23 protein-coding genes are annotated in these 18,773 nt (G+C 72.2%); 11 read left to right on the forward strand and 12 right to left on the reverse strand.

The genetic code is table 11. The features are described 5' to 3' along the window. Nucleotides 1-12: 12 nt before the first annotated feature. Together OG562_RS39865 and OG562_RS39870 are read right to left on the reverse strand one after the other, a co-directional pair. Entirely contained in the window at nucleotides 13-984 is a 972-nt protein-coding gene (locus OG562_RS39865) for an SDR family NAD(P)-dependent oxidoreductase (protein WP_266406768.1), read from the reverse strand. A gap of 390 nt (nucleotides 985-1,374) precedes the next feature. After that, the gene (locus OG562_RS39870; RefSeq protein WP_266406770.1) at nucleotides 1,375-2,436 is read right to left on the reverse strand and encodes a PHP domain-containing protein; all 1,062 of its coding nucleotides are present in this window, start codon (nucleotides 2,434-2,436) and stop codon (nucleotides 1,375-1,377) included. A gap of 94 nt (nucleotides 2,437-2,530) precedes the next feature. On the opposite strand from OG562_RS39870, the gene OG562_RS39875 reads away from it, so the two are divergent. Then, the gene (locus OG562_RS39875) at nucleotides 2,531-2,773 is read left to right on the forward strand and encodes a hypothetical protein (protein WP_266406772.1); all 243 of its coding nucleotides are present in this window, start codon (nucleotides 2,531-2,533) and stop codon (nucleotides 2,771-2,773) included. 33 nt (nucleotides 2,774-2,806) lie between these two features. Here the strand turns inward: OG562_RS39875 and OG562_RS39880 are convergent, their stop codons facing one another. Together OG562_RS39880 and OG562_RS39885 are read right to left on the reverse strand one after the other, a co-directional pair. Beyond that, nucleotides 2,807-3,331 (reverse strand): VanZ family protein, encoded by a 525-nt coding sequence (locus tag OG562_RS39880; RefSeq protein WP_323187670.1) that lies wholly within the window; start codon nucleotides 3,329-3,331, stop codon nucleotides 2,807-2,809. 331 nt (nucleotides 3,332-3,662) lie between these two features. After that, nucleotides 3,663-4,325 (reverse strand): DUF4230 domain-containing protein, encoded by a 663-nt coding sequence (locus OG562_RS39885; RefSeq protein ID WP_266406774.1) that lies wholly within the window; start codon nucleotides 4,323-4,325, stop codon nucleotides 3,663-3,665. Nucleotides 4,326-4,538: 213 nt separating this feature from the next. On the opposite strand from OG562_RS39885, the gene OG562_RS39890 reads away from it, so the two are divergent. Continuing rightward, a complete protein-coding gene (locus OG562_RS39890; RefSeq protein ID WP_266406777.1) occupies nucleotides 4,539-5,492 on the forward strand; it encodes a ribose-phosphate pyrophosphokinase in 954 nt (317 codons plus the stop codon). Nucleotides 5,493-5,544: 52 nt separating this feature from the next. On the opposite strand, the gene OG562_RS39895 is transcribed toward OG562_RS39890, so the two are convergent. Both OG562_RS39895 and OG562_RS39900 read right to left on the reverse strand, forming a co-directional pair. Further along, the gene (locus OG562_RS39895; protein ID WP_266406780.1) at nucleotides 5,545-5,922 is read right to left on the reverse strand and encodes an anti-sigma factor antagonist; all 378 of its coding nucleotides are present in this window, start codon (nucleotides 5,920-5,922) and stop codon (nucleotides 5,545-5,547) included. Nucleotides 5,923-6,068: 146 nt separating this feature from the next. Beyond that, a complete protein-coding gene (locus OG562_RS39900; protein WP_266406783.1) occupies nucleotides 6,069-6,506 on the reverse strand; it encodes a MarR family winged helix-turn-helix transcriptional regulator in 438 nt (145 codons plus the stop codon). A gap of 103 nt (nucleotides 6,507-6,609) precedes the next feature. Here OG562_RS39900 and OG562_RS39905 point away from each other — a divergent pair, with 103 nt between their 5' ends. Continuing rightward, nucleotides 6,610-8,064, forward strand: coding sequence for an aldehyde dehydrogenase (locus tag OG562_RS39905; RefSeq protein ID WP_266406785.1), 1,455 nt, complete (start codon nucleotides 6,610-6,612; stop codon nucleotides 8,062-8,064). A 25-nt stretch (nucleotides 8,065-8,089) separates the two neighbouring features. After that, nucleotides 8,090-9,196, forward strand: a complete 1,107-nt coding sequence (locus OG562_RS39910; RefSeq protein WP_266406787.1) for an NAD(P)-dependent alcohol dehydrogenase — start codon at nucleotides 8,090-8,092, stop codon at nucleotides 9,194-9,196. A gap of 55 nt (nucleotides 9,197-9,251) precedes the next feature. Here OG562_RS39910 and OG562_RS39915 read toward each other — a convergent pair whose 3' ends face one another. Continuing rightward, a complete protein-coding gene (locus OG562_RS39915; RefSeq protein WP_266406790.1) occupies nucleotides 9,252-10,202 on the reverse strand; it encodes an NADP-dependent oxidoreductase in 951 nt (316 codons plus the stop codon). 71 nt (nucleotides 10,203-10,273) lie between these two features. On the opposite strand from OG562_RS39915, the gene OG562_RS39920 reads away from it, so the two are divergent. Beyond that, nucleotides 10,274-11,251, forward strand: coding sequence for a GlxA family transcriptional regulator (locus OG562_RS39920; protein ID WP_266406792.1), 978 nt, complete (start codon nucleotides 10,274-10,276; stop codon nucleotides 11,249-11,251). A gap of 61 nt (nucleotides 11,252-11,312) precedes the next feature. After that, nucleotides 11,313-12,164: a hypothetical protein gene (locus OG562_RS39925; protein WP_266406794.1), complete on the forward strand. Its 852-nt coding sequence runs from the start codon at nucleotides 11,313-11,315 to the stop codon at nucleotides 12,162-12,164. Nucleotides 12,165-12,168: 4 nt separating this feature from the next. Here the strand turns inward: OG562_RS39925 and OG562_RS39930 are convergent, their stop codons facing one another. Beyond that, a complete protein-coding gene (locus OG562_RS39930) occupies nucleotides 12,169-12,732 on the reverse strand; it encodes a TetR/AcrR family transcriptional regulator (RefSeq protein WP_266406795.1) in 564 nt (187 codons plus the stop codon). Further along, a complete protein-coding gene (locus OG562_RS39935; RefSeq protein ID WP_266406796.1) occupies nucleotides 12,729-13,091 on the reverse strand; it encodes a DUF1304 domain-containing protein in 363 nt (120 codons plus the stop codon). Before OG562_RS39935 ends, OG562_RS39930 begins: the two co-directional genes overlap by 4 nt. A gap of 135 nt (nucleotides 13,092-13,226) precedes the next feature. On the opposite strand from OG562_RS39935, the gene OG562_RS39940 reads away from it, so the two are divergent. Beyond that, a complete protein-coding gene (locus OG562_RS39940; RefSeq protein WP_266406798.1) occupies nucleotides 13,227-13,691 on the forward strand; it encodes a pyridoxamine 5'-phosphate oxidase family protein in 465 nt (154 codons plus the stop codon). A gap of 139 nt (nucleotides 13,692-13,830) precedes the next feature. On the opposite strand, the gene OG562_RS39945 is transcribed toward OG562_RS39940, so the two are convergent. Both OG562_RS39945 and OG562_RS39950 read right to left on the reverse strand, forming a co-directional pair. After that, nucleotides 13,831-14,280 carry a nitroreductase family deazaflavin-dependent oxidoreductase gene (locus OG562_RS39945; RefSeq protein ID WP_266406801.1) on the reverse strand — a complete coding sequence of 150 codons (450 nt, stop codon included), beginning with the start codon at nucleotides 14,278-14,280 and terminating at the stop codon, nucleotides 13,831-13,833. Nucleotides 14,281-14,441: 161 nt separating this feature from the next. Continuing rightward, entirely contained in the window at nucleotides 14,442-15,074 is a 633-nt protein-coding gene (locus OG562_RS39950) for a LysE family transporter (protein ID WP_266406803.1), read from the reverse strand. Nucleotides 15,075-15,407: 333 nt separating this feature from the next. On the opposite strand from OG562_RS39950, the gene OG562_RS39955 reads away from it, so the two are divergent. Continuing rightward, complete coding sequence (locus tag OG562_RS39955; RefSeq protein ID WP_266406805.1) at nucleotides 15,408-16,661, forward strand: cytochrome P450; 1,254 nt, start codon at nucleotides 15,408-15,410, stop codon at nucleotides 16,659-16,661. Nucleotides 16,662-16,673: 12 nt separating this feature from the next. Further along, entirely contained in the window at nucleotides 16,674-16,886 is a 213-nt protein-coding gene (locus tag OG562_RS39960) for a ferredoxin (RefSeq protein WP_266406807.1), read from the forward strand. Between the two features lie 109 nt (nucleotides 16,887-16,995). On the opposite strand, the gene OG562_RS39965 is transcribed toward OG562_RS39960, so the two are convergent. Further along, the gene (locus OG562_RS39965) at nucleotides 16,996-17,541 is read right to left on the reverse strand and encodes a TetR/AcrR family transcriptional regulator (RefSeq protein ID WP_266406810.1); all 546 of its coding nucleotides are present in this window, start codon (nucleotides 17,539-17,541) and stop codon (nucleotides 16,996-16,998) included. Between the two features lie 138 nt (nucleotides 17,542-17,679). Here OG562_RS39965 and OG562_RS39970 point away from each other — a divergent pair, with 138 nt between their 5' ends. Together OG562_RS39970 and OG562_RS39975 are read left to right on the forward strand one after the other, a co-directional pair. Beyond that, complete coding sequence (locus OG562_RS39970; RefSeq protein WP_266409781.1) at nucleotides 17,680-18,141, forward strand: nuclear transport factor 2 family protein; 462 nt, start codon at nucleotides 17,680-17,682, stop codon at nucleotides 18,139-18,141. A 96-nt stretch (nucleotides 18,142-18,237) separates the two neighbouring features. Continuing rightward, nucleotides 18,238-18,765 (forward strand): flavoprotein, encoded by a 528-nt coding sequence (locus tag OG562_RS39975; protein ID WP_266406812.1) that lies wholly within the window; start codon nucleotides 18,238-18,240, stop codon nucleotides 18,763-18,765. Nucleotides 18,766-18,773: the final 8 nt, after the last annotated feature.

Consider the following 18,773-nt stretch of genomic DNA (forward strand, 5'->3'; position numbering starts at 1 on the left):
GCCGGGCAGGCCCTACGCGGCGAACGCGTTCACGCCCGTCAGCTCCGCCGACAGCTCCCACAGGCGCGCCGCCTGCTCCGGGTCCGTCGCCCAGTCCTTCACGCCGACCCGCTCGCCGTCCGCGGGGGCGGGCTCGGCGATGTCGCAGTCCTCGAGGTAGACGCCGCCCAGGCCGTCCAGCTGGGGCGAGGTCGCGGCCCAGACCTGCGTGGCCGCGCCCTGCTGCGGGGTCTTGAAGCCATCGGGGTCCAGCAGGTTGCCCTCCTCGTCGATCCAGCCGCGCTCCACCATCTCCTGGCGCTCCAGATGTCGCTGGAGGGGGGTGAGGATGGCTCCGGGGTGGAGGGAGAAGGCCCGTACGCCGCGCTCCCGGGCCAACCGGTCGAGGTGGACGGCGAACAGCACGTTCGCGGTCTTGGCCTGGCCGTACGCCTCCCACTTGTCGTAGCCGCGCCGCCAGTGGACGTCGTCCCATCGCATCCCCCCGGCGTGGTGGCCGCGCGAGGAGACGGAGACGACGCGGGCGCCGCCGGGCTCGATCGCCGGCCACAGCCGGTTGACGAGGGCGAAGTGGCCGAGGTGGTTGGTGGCGAACTGCGCCTCCCAGCCGGGCCCCACCCGGCTCTCCGGGCAGGCCATGATCCCGGCGTTGCCGATCACGATGTCGACGGTGCGGCCGGAGGCGAGGAACCGGTCGGCGAAGGCGCGCACGCTCTCCAGGTCGCCGAGGTCGAGCTCGTCGGTCTCGACGCCGTCGATCCCGGAGAGGTTCTCCCGGGCCGTCTCCGGGCGGCGGGCGGGGACGACGACGTGGGCGCCGGCGCCGGTCAGGGCGCGGGTGGTCTCCAGGCCGAGGCCGGAGTAGCCGCCCGTGACGATCGCCAGCTTCCCGGTGAGGTCGATGCCCCGCACGACGTCGTCGGCGGTGCTCGAGGCCTCGAAGCCCGAGCCGATCTTGTGCTGTGCGGTATCGCTGTTGCTCATGGTCCGAACGCTACGAATTGGAGTGCTCTCGAAGTCAAGTGCGACCCGGCGGGAAATCGAGCGCGACCCGGCGGGAAGCCGAGCGTGCCCCGGACATGAGGAAGCCCCGACCGGACGGGGGATCGCGGTCGGGGCGGTCGAGCGGTGGGCACGGATGGCGGTCGCCTCTCGGCGAAAGGCTCCACAGGGCTTCAGCCGAACGATCGTCCCTGTGGGCGAATGGTGAGGCCCGGGGACACTGTCCCATCCGCACCCACGGACGGTTCAACCGGAAGCCGCCCACGGCTGTTCCCGCACCGGGCGCGCCCGACGGTGAGGTGCGTCACCACCCCTCGACGGTGACCGCCCGCGACGGGTCACCACCCTTCGACGGTCACCGTCCCGCGCCGTTCACTCGCCCTTCCGTGTCCACGCCAGCAGTTCCTCCGCCGGCCAGGTGTTCACGATCCGCTCCGCGGGCACCTCGCACTCCTCGGCCCGCGCGCAGCCGAGGATCTGCCAGTCCAGCTGGCCGGGCGCGTGGGCGTCGGTGTCCACGGAGAACAGCACGCCCGCCGCCACGGCCCGGCGCAGCAGCCGGCGCGGCGGGTCGAGCCGCTCGGGCCGGCTGTTGATCTCCACGGCCGTGCCGGACTCGGCGCACGCGGCGAACACCTCGTCCGCGTCGAACCGCGACTCGGCCCGCCCCTGCTCCGTCCCCGGCCGTCCGCGCCGCCCCGCCTGCGACCGGCTCCGCCCGGTCAGCAGCCGCCCGGTGCAGTGCCCGAGCACGTCGGCGTGCGGATCGCGTACGGCGTTCACCATCCGCCGGGTCATCGCGCGGGCGTCCATGCGCAGCTTGGAGTGCACGGACACGACCACCAGGTCGAGCCGTTCCAGCAGCTCCGGTTCCTGGTCGAGGGAGCCGTCGTCGAGGATGTCGCACTCGATGCCGGTCAGCAGCCGGAACGGCGCCCAGGACGCGTTGAGCTCCTCGACCACGTCCAGCTGTCGGCGCAGGCGCTCCGCAGTGAGCCCGTGGGCCACCGTGAGCCGGGGCGAGTGGTCGGTCAGCACGGCCCAGTCATGGCCGAGCGCGGCCGCCGTGCGGCCCATGTCCTCGATCGGGCTGCCGCCGTCCGACCAGTCGGAGTGCAGATGGCAGTCCCCGCGCAGCAGCTCCCGCAGCCGTGCGCCGGCGCCGTCCGTGAGCGGTTTGCCGGCCTCGTCCTCCACCGTGCGCAGATAGGCCGGGACGTCCCCGGCGAGCGCCTCGCGCACCACCTGGCCGGTCTTCGGGCCGACCCCCTTCAACGCCTCCAGCGTCCCCGTCTGCGCCCGCCGGGAGATCTCCTCCGCCGACAGCTCCGCCAGCACCCCGGCCGCCGTGCGGAAGGCCTTGACGCGGTACGTCGGCGCCAGGGACCGCTCCAGCAGGAAGGCGATCCGGTCCAGGGCCTCGACGGGATCCATCGCCACCTCCTGGCTCCACTGTCTCACCCGGCCGGGTGAATTGAGTGGTTCTGGGAGGATTCGTGATCATCGATTGCGCTCTACAGTTTCTTACATGACCGAAGTCGCGAGCCCTTACATCTCCCATCCGCGGATCATGGTGCTCGGGGTGCAGCCGGGCACGCCGCCGTTCCGGATCGTGGAAATCGACGGCGAGGTGGTGGGTCAGGCGTGGGCCGTCACCGACGTCCTGAAGACGGCCGCCGCGTTCGGCATCACGGTCCACGACCTCGACGATCCGGACGTGGTGCGCTGGGTCGGCGGGGACAGGTACACGTGGACGCCACGGCACCGCTGATCGTCCTGTCCCCGTGCGCTCACCCGCGTCCTGTCAGGCGCGCTGCTTCCGTGCGCGCTGCTTCCGGGCGTGCACGGCCCGGCTCACCCGGCGTCCGAGCAGCAGGTAACCGATCAGCGCGCCGGTGGTGTTGAGGATGACGTCGTCGATGTCGAAGGCCCGTCCGGTCACCAGCGCGCCCTGGGCGAACTCCACCAGCAGCATCACGGTCGCGGTGAGCAGCAGGACCCGCAGCAGCCCGCGCGTCTGGGGCGCGACGACCGGCACCAGGATGCCGAAGGGCACGCCCAGCAGCAGGTTCCCGCCGATCTGCTTCACCGCGTCGCGCAGCGCGGGCTGATCCAGGTAGGCCTTCAGCGACTCGCCCGGCCGCAGGTTGGAGTGCACCAGGGACACGGACGCGGGGGACGGCTCCAGGGTGAGCCGGGCGAGCACGACGGCGAACGCCACCATGAACGCGAAGGCCACCAGCATCGCCAGCAGCCGCAGCGGCCACGGCAACGGCCGCCGCTCGCTGCGCGCCCGTCGCTCCGACTTCTTCGCCGCGCCGGGCTCCACGGTCTTCTTCTCGGCCGCGGCGGGCTCCGCGGTCCTCTTCCTCGGCCAGACGAACGCCGGCGCCCGCTTCTTCTCCGGCGCGGCGGGCTCTACGGCCTTCCGCGCGGGCGGCGCCGGCTTCTCGCCCTTGGGGGTGCGCAGGCGGAACACGGCACGTGGACGTGAGGCTGTTCGGGCCATGCGGTCCTCCAGTTGTCAACCGACCTGCGTCCTAAGGCGGTTACCCGCGAACGGCCCGAGGATGCGGGCGAAGAGGACGAGGGTGAAGGGGCGCGTCGGCGAGGGACTCGCCCCACCCGACGTACCCCTTCACCCCGGTGTCTCTGGCGTCTCAGGCGCCGTAGGCCACGGTCACCTCCTTGAAGCCCAGGGAGCTCAGGAGCCCCTTGAGCATGTCGGTGGTGTTCTTCTCGGCGCGCGTGGTCAGCTCGCTGTCCTTCGCCGCCTCGCCGATGTGCTTGACCGCGAGCTTCTGGACGGCCTGCTCGCCGTTGGGGTTGTCCGAGAACAGGTCGCCGAGGCGGTCCAGGAGACCGCGCTGCTTGGAGACCGCGTAGGAGCGGTCCGGGTCGAGCGCCGGCTTGCCGAGCAGGGCGTGCGGCAGCCGGAGCGTGGCCGAGGTGCGGTCGTCGTTGACCTTCACGTCGTCGTCGCCGAGCTTGCCGAGGTCGACGTAGGCGTCCACGGTGCCCGCGCCGACGTACAGCGTGCGGGTGCCGCGGAGCGCGTCGGGGAGGTACTTGGCGTCCTTCTCCAGGTCCACGACGACCTGGAAGTTGCCGGAGGCGGCGTCGTAACGGCTCATGTCCTGGATGGACTTGAGCAGGGCGGGACCCGAGCGGTCGCGGGTCTCGGTGCCGAAGAGGTCGCGCAGTCCGGGGAGCAGGCTCAGACTGATCCCGGCGAACATCACCACGAGCACGACCACGACGGCGGTGAGCACCTTGGCCCAGCCGGGCAGACGCCTGGGGAGGCGCTTGTTGGGAGTCGTCATGTCGACGGCCCTCCTTCCTACTGACCGGATTCCCGCCAATTCCCCTGCCAGACCGGCTTGTTGGCAACCTGTGACAAGAGACTTCCGGAGGTCGGACGCCGTCACCCGTTCGGCGGCCGTCCGACCACTGTGCCGTCGAGTGGGCAAAACGGACGTGGTCCGTAGCATGAGAGATCCCGACTCCAGCCGGACATGGTCAGCGAGGAGCCGATCGTGAGAGACATCTCCGTGTTCAGCGGCAGCGCCCACCCCGAGCTGGCCGCCGAGGTCTGCGCCCACCTCGGCGTGCCCCTGAGCCCCACCCGCGTCAGCAGGTTCGCCAACGACTGTCTGGAGGTCCAGCTCCAGGCGAACTGTCGGGAGCGGGACGTCTTCCTCGTCCAGCCCCTGGTCAAGCCCGTGCAGGAGCATCTGGTCGAGCTGCTGCTGATGTGCGACGCGGCCCGCGGGGCGTCGGCGGGCCGGATCACCGTCGTCATGCCGCACTACTCCTACGCCCGCTCCGACAAGAAGGACGCGCCCCGCATCTCGCTGGGCGGACGCCTGGTCGCCGACCTGATGGCGGCGGCCGGCGTCCATCGCGTCCTGGCCATGACCCTGCACTCGCCCCAGGTGCACGGCTTCTTCTCGATGCCCGTCGACCATCTGCACGCCCGCCGTGAGCTGGCCGCCCACTTCCGTCGCTACGACCTCACCGACACCACCGTCGTCTCACCGGACCTCGGCAACGCCAAGGAGGCCGCCGCCTTCGCGCGGATGATCGGCGCCCAGGTGGCGGCGGGCGCCAAGCAGCGCTATGCCGACGACCGGGTCAGCATCAGCGCGGTGATCGGCGAGGTCGCCGGGCGGGACGTCATCGTCCTGGACGACGAGATCGCCAAGGGCAGCACCGTCATCGAGCTGCTCGACCGGCTGCGGGAGCTGGAGCCGCGGTCGATACGGATCGCCTGCACCCACGGCCTGTTCGCGGCCGGCGCCCTCAAACGGCTCAGCGAGCAGCCCGACGTACTGGAGATCGTGTGCACCAACACGGTGCCGGTGCCCGTCGAGGAGCACACCGACAAGCTGCGGATCCTGTCCATCGCCCCGGCGCTCGCCGAGGCCGTGCGCCGGATCCACAACGGGGAGTCCGTGAGCGCGCTGTTCGACGCGCCGCGCACCGCGTGACATACGGCCGGCCGCGGAGGGCGAGCCGGGGCGCCGTCATGCCGGGACGCGGTCATAACGACCCCGAGGTCGCCTCGGGCCGTTCCAGGGCGGCTTCCAGCGTCCCCGCCGGCGGCAGCAGCCGGGACAGGCCGGTGGCCCGCAGGACGCGCAGGGTCAGCGGGTGGGCGCAGACCAGGTGGAGATGTCCCCCGCGGCCGAGGACGCGGCCGCGGGCCCGGTACAGCAGGCGCAGGCCGGAGCAGTCGAAGAACTCGATCCCGGTCAGGTCGATCACGATCCGGGGCGCGGGACCGGTGGTCGCCTCGTCGAGACGCGGGGCGATCTCCGTCGCGGCGACGAGGTCGATCTCGCCGTGGAACTCCAGCACCGTGTACCCCCGGTCCCGGCGGACGCGCAGATGCGGGGTGTCCGCGGGTTCCTGCTGCACGACGACATCGCCTCCAACCCGCTCCACCGGTCGGGAGCCTCCAACGGCGGGGAAGCGCACGGCTGTTCCCCACCCCAGCAAGTTACCCCCGATCGAGTGAATCTCAGCATGTTCGATTGACATATGTCTTCGAAATGCGGGCGTCTCTACGACAGAGCCTGCCACGCCTTCGACAGGGCCGCCCGGAGCTGCTCCGCCTGGTGCGCCGTGAGGTCCCGCACCATCCGCTCCTCCAGCTCCCGCACCGGCCCCGCGTACAGGTCGAGCAGCTCGCGCCCCTCCTGGGTGAGCAGGATCAGCAGCTCGCGCCGGTTGCGCGGATTGCGCTCGCGGCGGATCAGGCCGCGGTTCTCCAGGGAGCGCACCAGGTCGGCGATGGACTGCGCGGTGACGAAGGAGTCCCGGGCCAGCTGAGCGGCGGACAGTCCGTCGTGCCGCTCCAGTACGGTGAGCGCCGTGTACTGCAGAGCGGTGATGCCGGACGGCTTGACCAGCTCGTCCAGGCGGGATCGCACGACGAGCTCCACCTGCTTCACCATGTAGAGCAGGGACGGAGGTGCCTTGGTTGTCTGGGTGCCGGCCATGAGGCGAGCGTAGACCATTGACAGGAAACCTGTCTGTAATGAGACTGCGGACCAACAGGAATCCTGTTGGTTGAAATCTTGGCGACGATGCTGAGGAGTGGTGATGACCATCTTCGAGATCGACCCCGGTCGGCTCTTCATCGGGGGACAGTGGCGCGAGGCCGCGGACGGGGCGCGGACCGAGGTGGTCGACCCGTCCCGGGGCGCGGTCCTCACCACCGTCGCGGAGGCGGGCCCCGTCGACGTGGACGCGGCCGTACGGGCCGCCCGCGAGGCCTTCGACTCCGGACGGTGGTCCGGGCTCAGCGGCCGCGAGCGGGGCCGCGTCCTGCACCGCGTGGCCCAGCTGATCCGCGAGGAGGCGGACGAGATCGCCCGGCTGGAGAGCCTGGACGTCGGCAAGCCGATCACCCTGGCGCACGCCGTCGACGTCACCAACGCGGCGAACGACTACGAGTACTTCGCCTCCCTCGCGTACTCCCTGGACGGCGCGAGCCGCGACACCCCGATGAACGCCCTCGCCTACACCAAGCGCGGGCCGATCGGCGTGGTCGCCGCCATCACCCCGTTCAACTTCCCGCTGATCCTGGCCGGCTCCAAGCTCGCCCCGGCCCTCGCCGCCGGCAACACGGTCGTCCACAAGCCGGCCGACGAGACCCCGCTCAGCGCGCTGTACATGGCAGGCCTGCTCCAGCGGGCCGGCGTCCCCGACGGCGTCGTCAACGTCGTCACCGGCAGCGGTCCGGTGGCCGGCGAGGCGCTGCTGCGCCACCCGGGCGTCGACAAGATCGCCTTCACCGGCTCCACCGCGGTCGGCCGGCACGCCGCGAGCGTCGCCGGCGAGCAGCTCAAGCAGGTCACCATGGAGCTCGGGGGCAACGCGGCGCACCTGGTGTTCGAGGACGCCGACCTGGAGAAGGCCGTCGGCGCGGTCATCAAGGGCTTCGTCTTCAACACCGGCCAGTTCTGCATGGGCGGCCCGCGCCTGCTGGTCTCCCGCCCGGTCCACAGCACCCTGCTGAACATCCTGGCCGAGGCCGTCCCCGGCGTGCCGATCGGCGACCCCCGCGACGCGGAGACCGTCATCGGCCCGATGGCGGGGGAGAAGCACCTGCGCAAGGTCGAGGAGTACGTCGACCTGGCCCGCAAGGAGGGCGGCCGGATCGTCTGCGGCGGCGAGCGCCTCGACCTCGACGGCGGCTACTACTACAAGCCCACCGTGATCGCCGACCTCCCCAACGACTCCCGTGTCGTCCAGGAGGAGATCTTCGGCCCGGTCCTCACCGTCCAGCCCTTCGACTCCGAGGACGAGGCCGTCGCGCTGGCCAACTCCACGCCGTACGGCCTGGCCGCCGGCGTGCAGACCGGAAACCTCGCCCGCGCCCACCGGGTCGCCGACCGGCTGCAGGCCGGCATCGTCTGGGTCAACGACTGGGCGATGCTCGACCCGGCCGTCCCCTTCGGCGGCGTCAAGGACTCCGGATTCGGCCGCGAGTACGGCCCCGAGGCGCTCGCCTCCTACACCAAGGTCAAGTCCGTCGTCGTCTCGCTCGACTGAGCGCCCCCGTCTAGGAGCCGATCTCATGCCCACCACCACGCGTGCCGCCGTCGTCGAGTCCGCCGGCGCCCCGTTCACTCTCAGCGACGTCGTCCTGGACGACCCCGGTCCCCGTGAGGCGGTCGTCCGTCTGGTAGCGGCCGGACTGTGCCACACCGACCTCGGCGTGGCGAGCGGCGGACTGCCCTTCCCGCTGCCCGGAGTCCTCGGTCACGAGGGCGCCGGCGTCGTGGAGGCGGTCGGCTCGGCCGTCACCGGGGTGGCCCCCGGCGACCACGTCGTGCTGTCCTTCACCTCCTGCGGCGACTGCCGCAACTGTCACGGCGGCCACCCCGCCTACTGCGCGGCCTGGCTGCCGCTGAACCTCATCGGCGGCCGCCGGACCGACGGCTCCAGCACCGTCAGCCGGGACGGCGAGCCCCTCGGCGGCCACTTCTTCGGCCAGTCCTCCTTCGCCGAACGGGCGCTGGTGGACGAGCGCAGCCTCGTCAAGGTCGACCCGGACGTGCCGCTGGAGTCGATCGCCCCGCTGGGCTGCGGGGTGCAGACCGGCGTCGGCGCCGTGTGGAACGTGATCCGGCCGACGACCGGCAGCACCGTCGTCGTCCTCGGCGCCGGAGCCGTCGGCCTGTCGGCGGTCATGGCCGCCGCCCTCACCCCGGCCACCACGATCATCGCCGTCGACAAGGTCGCCGAACGCCTGGCACTGGCGAAGGAGCTGGGCGCGACCCACACCGTCGACGCCGGCCAGAGCGCCCTCGGCGAGGCGATCGCCGAGATCACCGGCGGCCAGGGCGCCGACGGCATCGTGGAGACCACGGGCAGTACGGCCGTCCTGCGTCAGGGCGTCGACGCGCTCGCCGCCCGCGGCACCCTGGTCGTCGTCGGCGCCCCGCCCTTCGGCAGCGAAGTCGCCCTGGACGTCAACGGATTGCTCGCCGGGAAGCGGGTCGTCGGCCTCACCCTCGGCGACAGCGAGACGCAGACGTTCATCCCGGCCCTCGTCAAGCTGGTCAAGGAGGGACGGCTCCCGCTGGACCGCCTGATCGGGACGTACGCCTTCGCCGACATCGGCCAGGCGGTCCAGGACATGACCTCGGGCAAGACCATCAAGCCGGTGCTCACCTTCTGACGGGCCTCTCCGGGTACGGGCTACCGGCTACGGGCTACCGGCTGCCGGTAGCCCGTCAGTCGACCGTCAGGACCAGCTTCCCGGTGGTCCGGCCGGTGTCGCCGAGCCTGTGCGCCTCGGCGGCATCGGCCAGCGGGAAGGCGCCCGCGATCGTGGCGCGCAGCCGACCCGCCTCGACCAGTTCGGCGATCGCCCGCATCCCGGCCCGGTCGGCGTCCACGAGCACCCACACAGCCCGGACGCCGAGCCGATCGGCCTCCTCGTAGTACTCGTTCGAACGCACGGGCAGGATCGACACCACGATGCCGCCCGCCCGCAGCACGCTCAGCGAGCGCACCGAGGTGTCTCCGCCCAGCGTGTCCAGGACGACGTCGACGTCCTTCACCGCCTCGGTGAAGTCGGTCTCCTGGTAGTCGATCACCTCGTCGGCGCCAAGTCCGCGCACGAACTCGTGCTTGCCCGCGCTGGCGGTGCCGATCACATACGCGCCGCGCGCTTTGGCGATCTGTACGGCGACATGACCGACCCCGCCCGCCGCGGCATGGATCAACACACGCTGTCCCGCCCGGAGTTCGGCGGTCTCCGCCAGCGCCTGCCAGGCGGTCAGCGAGACCAGCGGCAGGGCGCCCGCCTCCGTGTGGTCGATGTTCGCGGGCTTGCGCACCAGGGCGCGGGCCGGGGCGAGGACGTACTCGGCGTGCGAGCCGTGGCCGTAGGGGTACGGCAGCATTCCGAAGACCTCGTCGCCGGGCCGGAAGGCGGACACGCCGATGCCGACGGCCTCGACGGTTCCGGAGACGTCCCAGCCCAGGACGAAGGGCGGCTCGCCCAGGAGGGCGCCGGTGGCCCGGTGCTTCCAGTCGGTCGGGTTGACGCCGGCCGCGCGCACCCGGACCAGTACCTCGTTCGCACGGGGCGCGGGCCGCTCCACCTCCACTTCTTTCAATACCTCGGGACCGCCGAGGACGTCCTGGCGGATGACGCGCATGGTGTTCACAGTGCTCATGGTGAACCAGCCTGCCGGGCCCCGTTCGCCCGGGAAATGGCACGATGGCCAAGCTTCGATAGGATCGTGCCATGGTCGCCCCGACAGAGAGACATCGGGTCGTCGTCCTCGCCCTGGACGGCGTCTACCCCTTCGAGCTCGGCATCCCGAGCCGGATCCTCGGCGCGGCCGACGGCCACTACGAGACCCTGACCTGCACGGTCGACGGTCGGCCGGTGTCCACGAACGCGGACTTCACGATCGGCGTCGAGCACGGCCCGCAGGCGCTGGAGACGGCGGACACGGTCGTGATCGCCCCCGTGGCGCCCGAGCGGCTCACCGACGAGCCGCTGGACGGGGTTCTCGAGGCCCTCGCCCGGATCCGCCCCGACGCGCGCATCGTCTCCATCTGCACGGCCGCTTTCGTGCTCGCCGCCGCCGGCCTCCTCGACGGCCGTAGGGCCACCACCCACTGGAACGTCGCCGACCGGTTCCGCCGTATGTACCCGCGGGTCGAACTCGACGCGGACGTCCTGTTCGTCGACGACGGCCGGGTGCTGACCTCGGCCGGAGCGGCCTCCGGGATCGACGTCTGTCTGCATCTCGTGCGCAAGGACCACGGCGGCGAACTCGCCAACAAGGTGGCCCGGCGCTGTGTGGTCCCGCCGTTCCGCGACGGCGGTCAGGCGCAGTACATCGAGCAGCCGGTCCCCGAGGCCGGCGCGGCGAGTACGGCGGCCACCCGCGCCTGGGCCCTGGAGCGTCTCGACGAGCCGCTCACCCTGGCCGACCTCGCCGCGCACGCCCGGATGAGTCTGCGCACCTTCGCCCGCCGCTTCCACGGCGAGGTGGGCCTCAGCCCCGGCCGCTGGCTCATCCAGCAGCGCGTCGTCCACGCGCGACGCCTGCTGGAGGCGAGCGACCTCTCCGTGGACCAGATCGCCGGCCGCGTCGGCTTCGCCACCGGGGCCTCGCTGCGCCAGCATCTGCACGCGGCGATCGGGGTCTCCCCGCAGGCGTACCGCAGGACGTTCCGGTCGACCGGCATGACCTTCGAGTCGGCCCGCTGAACGTTCCGCGCCGCCCCGGCGTCGAAGGAGCGCAAGAGCGGCCGGAGGAACAGGGGCGGGGATGCGCAGAGGGTTCGTGGCGGTGCTGGCGGCACTGGTGGCGGCCGTGGGGTGCGGCGCCGAGGGCGGGGAGGGCGTGGTCGTCGAGGGCACGCCCCCGGCGACGCCGTACAGCGGTCCGCTGAACGTCCCCACCAGGGAGCTGGACGAAAACACCCCTGAGGCGCTGCTGGTCGGGTCGGGAGCCGCGGGCCGGGCACTGGAGTGCGCGGGGGAGATCTTCGAGGGCGGCGGACCCGACGGCTGGAGCAGGGGCGACGGGGGTGACTCGCCGGAGCAGGGGCTGAGGGTCTACTTCGACATGTTCGACCCGTCGGGCCCGCGCTCCGGATATCGCGTGGAGCGCCGGGAGACCGACCGCGTCCTGTACTCCTTCGACGTCGGGGGTCGGACCAAGGTCGCGGTCGTCGTCGCCAAGGACCAGGAGAACCGGCCGGGCTGGGGTCCGGAGACCCACGCCTCCTGCGATCCGGCCGAACTGCCCGCGCGCTTCACCGATTCCGGCCGGGTGGAGATCTGGACCGACCGCAGCGGCGAGCGTGTCCCGACCACGTCGCTGAGCAGTTACGCCGGCGCGGAGCACTGCGACTGGCAGGACGTGCACTTCCTGGGGATGGGCCGGGGCGAGGGCTACCGGCAGTACGTCCGCGATCCCGGCCGGGCGCTCGAAGGCGACCTGCTCACCTCGCCGTACGACGGGGACGTGCCGATGCCCGCCGACGCGCACGACACCGGATACCGCTACCGGGACTGGCGGCTGTGGTTGACGGAGGACCGGACGACGGCCTACGTCCGCACACCCGAGGGCGTGGAGGCCTGGCCCCTGGCGAAGGAGAGGGTCGCCTGCATGTGACCCGTCAGCGGCTCGCGTGCAGGGCGACCAGCAACTGCCAGACCTGGTCGGCGATGTCGGCGGCCGTGCCGTCGAGGAGGCCGTGCAGCCAGTCGGCGAGCACTCCGGCGAAGGTCGCGGCGACGGCGGAGGCGACCAGCGGGGCGTCCGCCGCACCCGCGCGCTCTCGCTCGCGCAGGCTGTAGGCGCGCAGATCCCGGTGCAGGACCCGGCCGAGCGGTCCGCCGCCGCCCGGGGTCAACAGGGCGCGGTACAGCGGGGCGTGCGGGGTGAGCGAGGCGAAGAACTCCGCCAGCGCCGCCGGGGCCCGCACCGGGTCGGGCCGCCCCTGCCAGGCGTGCAGCGCCTCCACGGCCTCGCGTACGACGTCCGCGCAGGCGTCGACGGCGAGGGCCTCCAGGTCGGGGTAGTGCACGTAGAAGGTGGCCCGGCCGACGCCGGCCCGCCGCACCAGCGCGGCGACGCCGACCTCCTCCAGCGGCCGCTGCGCGCACTCCTGGAGCAGCGCGGTCCGCAGCCTCGCCCGGGTGCGGGCCGCCCGCGGGTCCTCGGGCTCGGCCCGCGTCACTGCGCGATCAGGACGGCGGCCAGGGCGAGCGCGCCCGGCAGGGCCTGTGCGACCAGGATCCGTCGGTTCGCCGTGACCGCGCCGTACACGCCCGCGACGATCACACAGCACAGGAAGAAGACCTGCGCCCGGAAGCCGGTCGGATCGCCGGCGACGAGCCCCCACACCAGCCCCGCCGCGAGAAAACCGTTGTAGAGCCCCTGGTTGGCGGCCATCGCGGCGGTCCGCTTCGCCATCTCGGCGTCGAACCCGTGAAAGGACAGCCCCGGCTTCTTCTGCCACAGGAACATCTCCATCACCAGGATGTAGACATGCAGCGCGGCCACCAGCACGACCAGCACGTTCGCCAGGATCTCCATGATCTCCCTCAACTTCTTGGACGGGTGTCCACTATAACGGGACACCTGTCCAGGAAGTCCAGAGGGGTGAGAGGGGCCGGGGCGGTCGGCGGAGATCGCGGGTGCGGACCGGCGGGCGGTGGTCACACTGGAGGTATGACCTCCGCAGCGGCACGCCCCGCGAAGCAGCGCAGAAGCGACACGCTCCATCGGCTGGAGAGTGATGTGGACGCCTGGGTCGCGACCGCCGCGCAGGATGGCGGATCGCCGTATCTGGTGCCGCTGTCCTTCGTCTGGGACGGGGCCACGCTGCTGTTCGCCACCCCGGCCGACAGTCCCACCGGGCGCAATCTGCACGCCACCGGCGTGGCGCGCGTCGCCGTCGGGCCGACGCGGGACGTCGTCATGATCGAGGGCGCCGTCGTGGCCGTGCCGCCCGCGGAGCTGCCGGAGGAGGACGCGGAGATCTTCGCGGGCAAGACCGGCTTCGACCCGCGTGAACTCGCCGAGCCCTACCTGTACTTCCGTGTCCGCCCCGTCCGGATGCAGGCCTGGCGCGAGGCGGACGAGATCGAGGGGCGCGAGCTGATGCGCGACGGGGAGTGGCTGGTGACCGACTGAAGGGTCCAGACATGGGGGAGCCCCGCCGCGACGGGGGAACGCGGCGGGGCCTGACTCTCGCGTGCCCCCTGCGGACACGTTCACACGTCCCCGCGGCAGATTTTTCTACGAATTCTCCGCAGGGTCGCCTCTGCCGAGGTCAGTCGCCGTCGGCCACCTCCACCACGAACACCGGAATCTCCCGGTCCGTCTTCTTCTGGTAGTCGGCGTACGGCGGGAACGCGGCGACGGCGCGCTCCCACCAGGCGGACTTCTCCGCGCCGGTGACCTCGCGGGCCGTCATGTCCTGTTTCTCGGGACCGTCCTGGAGCTCCACCTGGGGGTCGGCCTTCACGTTGTGGTACCAGACCGGGTGCTGGGGCGCCCCGCCCTGGGAGGCCACCAGGGCGTACCGGCCCTCGTGCTCGACCCGCATCAGCGGGGTCTTGCGGATCTTCCCGCTCTTCGCGCCCCGGGTCGTCAGCAGGATGACCGGCAGTCCCGTGTCCCGCAGCGTCGTCCCCTCGGCGCCGTTGGAGCGCTCGTACAGCTCCACCTGCTCGCGTACCCACTGCGTCGGGCTGGGTTCGTACTCGCCCTCGAGAGGCATGGCATCCGTCCCCTTCGTCAAGTTCGTCAAGTTCGTCGTGTTCGTCGTGTTCGTCGTGTTCGTCGAGCGCATCGCGTTCGTCAGGTCGTACGTCCGACTCGCACCGTGCTTCAACGCCGGCGTGCACGGGAATCATCCGCACCGGCCGTATCCGCCCGGCCTCACAGCAGCATCCTCACCGCCAGCACCGTCATCACCCCGCTCGACACGAGCGCCGTCGCCAGTCGTCCCCGGTGACCGGTCAGCGCCCGGCCGAGCAGCGCGCCGCTCCCGGCGAGCAGCAGCTGCCAGCTAGCGGACGCGGCGAAGGCGGCCAGTACGAACAGGCCCTGCTCCAGGGGGCGTACGGCGTCGGCGGCGCCGTTGCCCAGCACGAGCGCGGCGAAGTACACCACCGTCGTCGGGTTCAGGAGAGTGATCCCGAGCAGGCTCAGGAAGGCCCGGACCGGACTCGGCGGAGGCGGCGCGGACCGGTCGCCGAGGACGCTGAGCCGGTGGGCCCGGTAGCGGCGTACGGCCGACACCGCGCCCACCGTCGCGAGCGTCAGCAGCACCAGCGCGGAGGCCCAGCGCAGCGGTGTCAGCACCGGCCGCAGCGCGGTGGCGACGGCGGCTCCTCCGGCGGTGGCCAGCAGGGCGTAGAGCCCGTCGGCGGCGGCCACGCCGAGCGCGGCGCACACGCCGGTGCGCAGGGACGTGCGGGCGGTGAGGGAGACGAGGTAGGTCCCGACGGCGCCGACGGGCACGGCGATGCCGTAGCCGGCCACCAGCCCCGCGACCAGCGCGGCCGTCATGGGCGTGCGGGCTCGGGCCTCCGGGGGCGGCCGGGCTGCTGTCGGACCCCCGCCGGAAGGACGGCGGCGGACGTCAGCGGCGACAGGGCTTCGATGGAGGGCATGGCCGGATCCTGCGGGTGAGGGCCGTCCCGCGGCAACCGCTTTTCGGGCGCGGGACGCCGTGTCCTCCCGCAGTGCCCGAGCGACGCGCTCGGAGCGCCATTCCGGAGCGCGCAGTTCCGGCCAGATTGCCCCATTCGTCGATCTGGCCGGAATGGCGTGGCGACTCATAGGTGCCCAGGGCATCTAATGAAGATCGGCACGACGCACTCTTCGTCTGCGAGGTCTCCCATGACGGAATTGACGGAATTGACGGAATCGGCGGACGTGGCGGACCTGACGGACGCGACGCGAAGCCCCGCTCCCGTCGCGTTCCCCCAGGACCGCACCTGCCCCTTCCACCCGCCCGCCGCCTACGACCCCCTGCGCGACTCCCGCCCCCTGTCCCGCGTCACCCTCTACGACGGCCGTACGGCATGGCTGGTCACCGGACACGCCACGGCCCGCGACCTGCTCTCCGACCCCCGCCTGTCGACCGACCGCACCCGCCCCGGCTACCCGGCGACCGCCCCGCGCTTCGAGGTGATGCGCGAGCGCAGGGCCGCCCTGCTGGGCGTCGACGACCCCGAGCACCACGCCCAGCGTCGGATGCTGGTCTCGAGCTTCACCCTGAAACGCGCCACCGCCCTGCGTCCGGCCATCCAGCGGATCGTCGACGAGCGGATCGACGCGATGCTCGTCCAGGGACCGCCCGCCGAGCTGGTGAACGCCTTCGCGCTGCCCGTGCCCTCGACGGTGATCTGCGAGCTGCTCGGCGTGCCGTACGCCGACCACGAGTTCTTCGAGGAGCAGTCACGACGGCTGCTGCGCAGTCGGGAGGTCGACGAGGTGCGCCAGGCCCGCGACCGGCTCGACGCCTACCTCGACGCGCTGATCGACCGCAAGCTGGAGCACCCGTCCGGCGACGGCGTCCTCGACGCCCTCGTCCACGGGCAGCTGCGCGACGGCGCGGTGGACCGCGAGGAGGCGATCTCCCTGGCCACCATCCTGCTGGTCGCCGGCCACGAGACGACCGCCAACATGATCTCCCTCGGCACGTACACGCTGCTCCAGCACCCCGAACGGCTGGCCGAGCTGCGCGCCGACCCCTCGCTGCTCCCGGCCGCCGTCGAGGAACTGCTGCGCATGCTGTCCATCGCGGACGGCCTGCTGCGGCAGGCCACCGAGGACATCGAGGTGGCCGGGACGACCATCCGGGCCGGCGAGGGCGTGGTCTTCGCGACCTCGGTCATCAACCGCGACGAGAGCGCCTACTCCGCCCCGGACACCCTCGACTGGCGCCGTTCGGCCCGCCATCACGTGGCGTTCGGCTTCGGCATCCACCAGTGCCTCGGCCAGAACCTGGCCCGCGCCGAACTGGAGATCGCCCTGTACACCCTCTTCGACCGGCTCCCCGGCCTGCGCCTCGCCGTCCCGGCGGACGAGATCCCCTTCAAGCCCGGCGACACGATCCAGGGGATGCTGGAACTCCCCGTGACCTGGTAAGAGGCTCCGCCCATGCACACCGACACGCACATCGACATCGACACGGACGTCTGCATCGGAGCCGGCCAGTGCGCCCTGGCCGCCCCCGGCGTCTTCACCCAGGACGACGACGGCTTCAGCGCCCTGCTGCCCGGCCGCGAGAACGGCGGCGGCGACCCGATGGTCCGGGTGGCCGCACACGCCTGCCCGGTCGGCGCGATCACGCTGTCCGAGACGGCGGGCTGACGCGAGGCCGGCACGCGGCCGGCACGAGGCTGACGTGTCGCGGACCCGGCGATGGGGTGGCGCGCGACGGCGCGTCGCCCCCGCCCCCCGCCCCCCTCCGGCCCCGGTCTCACCCCAGCAACAGCCGTGCCGCCTCCCGGGCTTCGGCGGCCGGGGCGGCGGCGCCGTCGATGCCGGCCGTGACCATCGCGCCCTCGGCCAGCAGGAACAGCGGCCCGGTCAGGGCGGGGGGCAGACCGGCGTCGGCGACCAGACCCGCGAGGTAGTCCCGGAACGCCCCTTTGTGGGCCCGCACCTGCCCCGCCACCCGCTCCGAGGTCGCGCCCAGCTCGCCGTACGCGTTGATCCAGGCGCATCCCCGGAAGTCCGGCTCCCCGAACCACGACTCCAGCCAGTCGAACACGGCCATGATCCGCTCCCGGGGGTCCTCGTGCCCTGCGACGGCCCCGGCCAGCCGCGCGCGCCAGCGCAGGTCGCGCCGCTCCAGGTACGCCTCCACCAACTGCTCCTTCGCCGGGAAGAGCTGGTACAGCCGCTTGAGCGAGACGCCGGACGCGCCCCGCACGTCGTCCATGCCGACGGACTGCACGCCCCGCCCGTAGAACAGCCTCTCCGCGGCGTCGAGCGCCTGCTCACGGGCTGTCGCGCTGTCCATGGGCGATCACCGCTCCTCAAGGCTCCTTGACCGGAGAACGAGCGTTCTCTACGGTGGCAGTCTACCGGAGAACGCTCGTTCTCCCCAGTTCGGGAGTTGAGTCTGGAGATGAGTCAGGAGATGAGTCAGGAGATGACGATGCCGGACGCCCGCCCGCCCGTGCCGCCCTTCACCCGGGAGACCGCCGCCCAGAAGACCCAGGCCGCCGAGGACGCCTGGAACACCCGTGACCCGCACCGGGTCGCCCTCGCCTACTCCGAGGACTCGGTCTGGCGCAACCGCGGCGCCTTCCTCACCGGCCGCGCCGCGATCGTCGACTTCCTCACCGCGAAGTGGGCGCGCGAGCACGAGTACGCGCTGCGCAAGGACCTGTGGGCCTACGACGGCCACCGCATCGCCGTCCGCTTCCAGTACGAGTGCCGCGACGCCGACGGACAGTGGTGGCGCTCGTACGGCAACGAGCTGTGGGAGTTCGACGAGCACGGGCTGATGACCCGACGCGAGGCGAGCATCGACGACGTGCGCATCGAGGAGCGGGACCGCCGCATCCACGGCCCGCGCCCCGCAGCCGAACGAGGGCTGTCCTTCCCCCTTCGGTAGGCCCCCTTCGCTAGGCCCCCTCGGCAGGGCTCCCGCCGATAGGGCTCCCGCCGATAGGGCTCCCGTCAGTAGGGCTCCCGTCAGTAGGGTTCCCGGATGACCGAACAGGACGGGAAGCCCTTCCTCTACGCCGTCGTCTGCGCCGCCGGGGTCGCCGAGGGCGTCAGCAAGCTGATCACCGCCGCGCAGGAACGCGACTGGGAGGTGGGCGTCATCGCCACCCCCCTCGCCATGAACGGCTTCTTCGACACGGCCGCCGTCGAGGCGCAGACCGGCCGCCCGATCCGCTCGGCCTGGCGGCGCCCCGGCGACCCGCGCCCCTTCCCTCCGCCCGACGCGGTCGTCGTCGCCCCGGCCACCTTCAACACCGTCAACAAGTGGGCCGCCGGCATGGCCGACACCCTCGCCCTCGGCACCCTCTGCGAGGTCTCCGGCCTGGGCATACCCATCGGCGTCCTGCCCTGTGTGGCCGGCGCCCTGGCCGCCCACCCCGCCTACGGCGAGAGCCTGACCCGCCTGCGCGCGATGGGCGTCCGCATCGGCGACCCCTACGACGGTGAGGCGGGGGTGGGCGGCGGGCGGCCGGAGTTCCGGTGGGAGCGGGCGTTGGACCTGCTCGGGTGACTCGGGCC

This window comes from Streptomyces sp. NBC_01275, assembly GCF_026340655.1.
GTDB lineage: Bacteria > Actinomycetota > Actinomycetes > Streptomycetales > Streptomycetaceae > Streptomyces.

Coding starts and splice junctions, on each gene's coding strand:
- OG562_RS39865 (WP_266406768.1), bottom strand. CDS start 984: ATGAGCAACAGCGATACCGCACAGCACAAGATCGGCTCGGGCTTCGAG.
- OG562_RS39870 (WP_266406770.1), bottom strand. CDS start 2,436: ATGGATCCCGTCGAGGCCCTGGACCGGATCGCCTTCCTGCTGGAGCGG.
- OG562_RS39875 (WP_266406772.1), top strand. CDS start 2,531: ATGACCGAAGTCGCGAGCCCTTACATCTCCCATCCGCGGATCATGGTG.
- OG562_RS39885 (WP_266406774.1), bottom strand. CDS start 4,325: ATGACGACTCCCAACAAGCGCCTCCCCAGGCGTCTGCCCGGCTGGGCC.
- OG562_RS39900 (WP_266406783.1), bottom strand. CDS start 6,506: ATGGCCGGCACCCAGACAACCAAGGCACCTCCGTCCCTGCTCTACATG.
- OG562_RS39905 (WP_266406785.1), top strand. CDS start 6,610: ATGACCATCTTCGAGATCGACCCCGGTCGGCTCTTCATCGGGGGACAG.
- OG562_RS39910 (WP_266406787.1), top strand. CDS start 8,090: ATGCCCACCACCACGCGTGCCGCCGTCGTCGAGTCCGCCGGCGCCCCG.
- OG562_RS39915 (WP_266406790.1), bottom strand. CDS start 10,202: ATGAGCACTGTGAACACCATGCGCGTCATCCGCCAGGACGTCCTCGGC.
- OG562_RS39920 (WP_266406792.1), top strand. CDS start 10,274: ATGGTCGCCCCGACAGAGAGACATCGGGTCGTCGTCCTCGCCCTGGAC.
- OG562_RS39925 (WP_266406794.1), top strand. CDS start 11,313: ATGCGCAGAGGGTTCGTGGCGGTGCTGGCGGCACTGGTGGCGGCCGTG.
- OG562_RS39935 (WP_266406796.1), bottom strand. CDS start 13,091: ATGGAGATCCTGGCGAACGTGCTGGTCGTGCTGGTGGCCGCGCTGCAT.
- OG562_RS39940 (WP_266406798.1), top strand. CDS start 13,227: ATGACCTCCGCAGCGGCACGCCCCGCGAAGCAGCGCAGAAGCGACACG.
- OG562_RS39945 (WP_266406801.1), bottom strand. CDS start 14,280: ATGCCTCTCGAGGGCGAGTACGAACCCAGCCCGACGCAGTGGGTACGC.
- OG562_RS39950 (WP_266406803.1), bottom strand. CDS start 15,074: ATGACGGCCGCGCTGGTCGCGGGGCTGGTGGCCGGCTACGGCATCGCC.
- OG562_RS39955 (WP_266406805.1), top strand. CDS start 15,408: ATGACGGAATTGACGGAATTGACGGAATCGGCGGACGTGGCGGACCTG.
- OG562_RS39960 (WP_266406807.1), top strand. CDS start 16,674: ATGCACACCGACACGCACATCGACATCGACACGGACGTCTGCATCGGA.
- OG562_RS39965 (WP_266406810.1), bottom strand. CDS start 17,541: ATGGACAGCGCGACAGCCCGTGAGCAGGCGCTCGACGCCGCGGAGAGG.
- OG562_RS39970 (WP_266409781.1), top strand. CDS start 17,680: ATGCCGGACGCCCGCCCGCCCGTGCCGCCCTTCACCCGGGAGACCGCC.
- OG562_RS39975 (WP_266406812.1), top strand. CDS start 18,238: ATGACCGAACAGGACGGGAAGCCCTTCCTCTACGCCGTCGTCTGCGCC.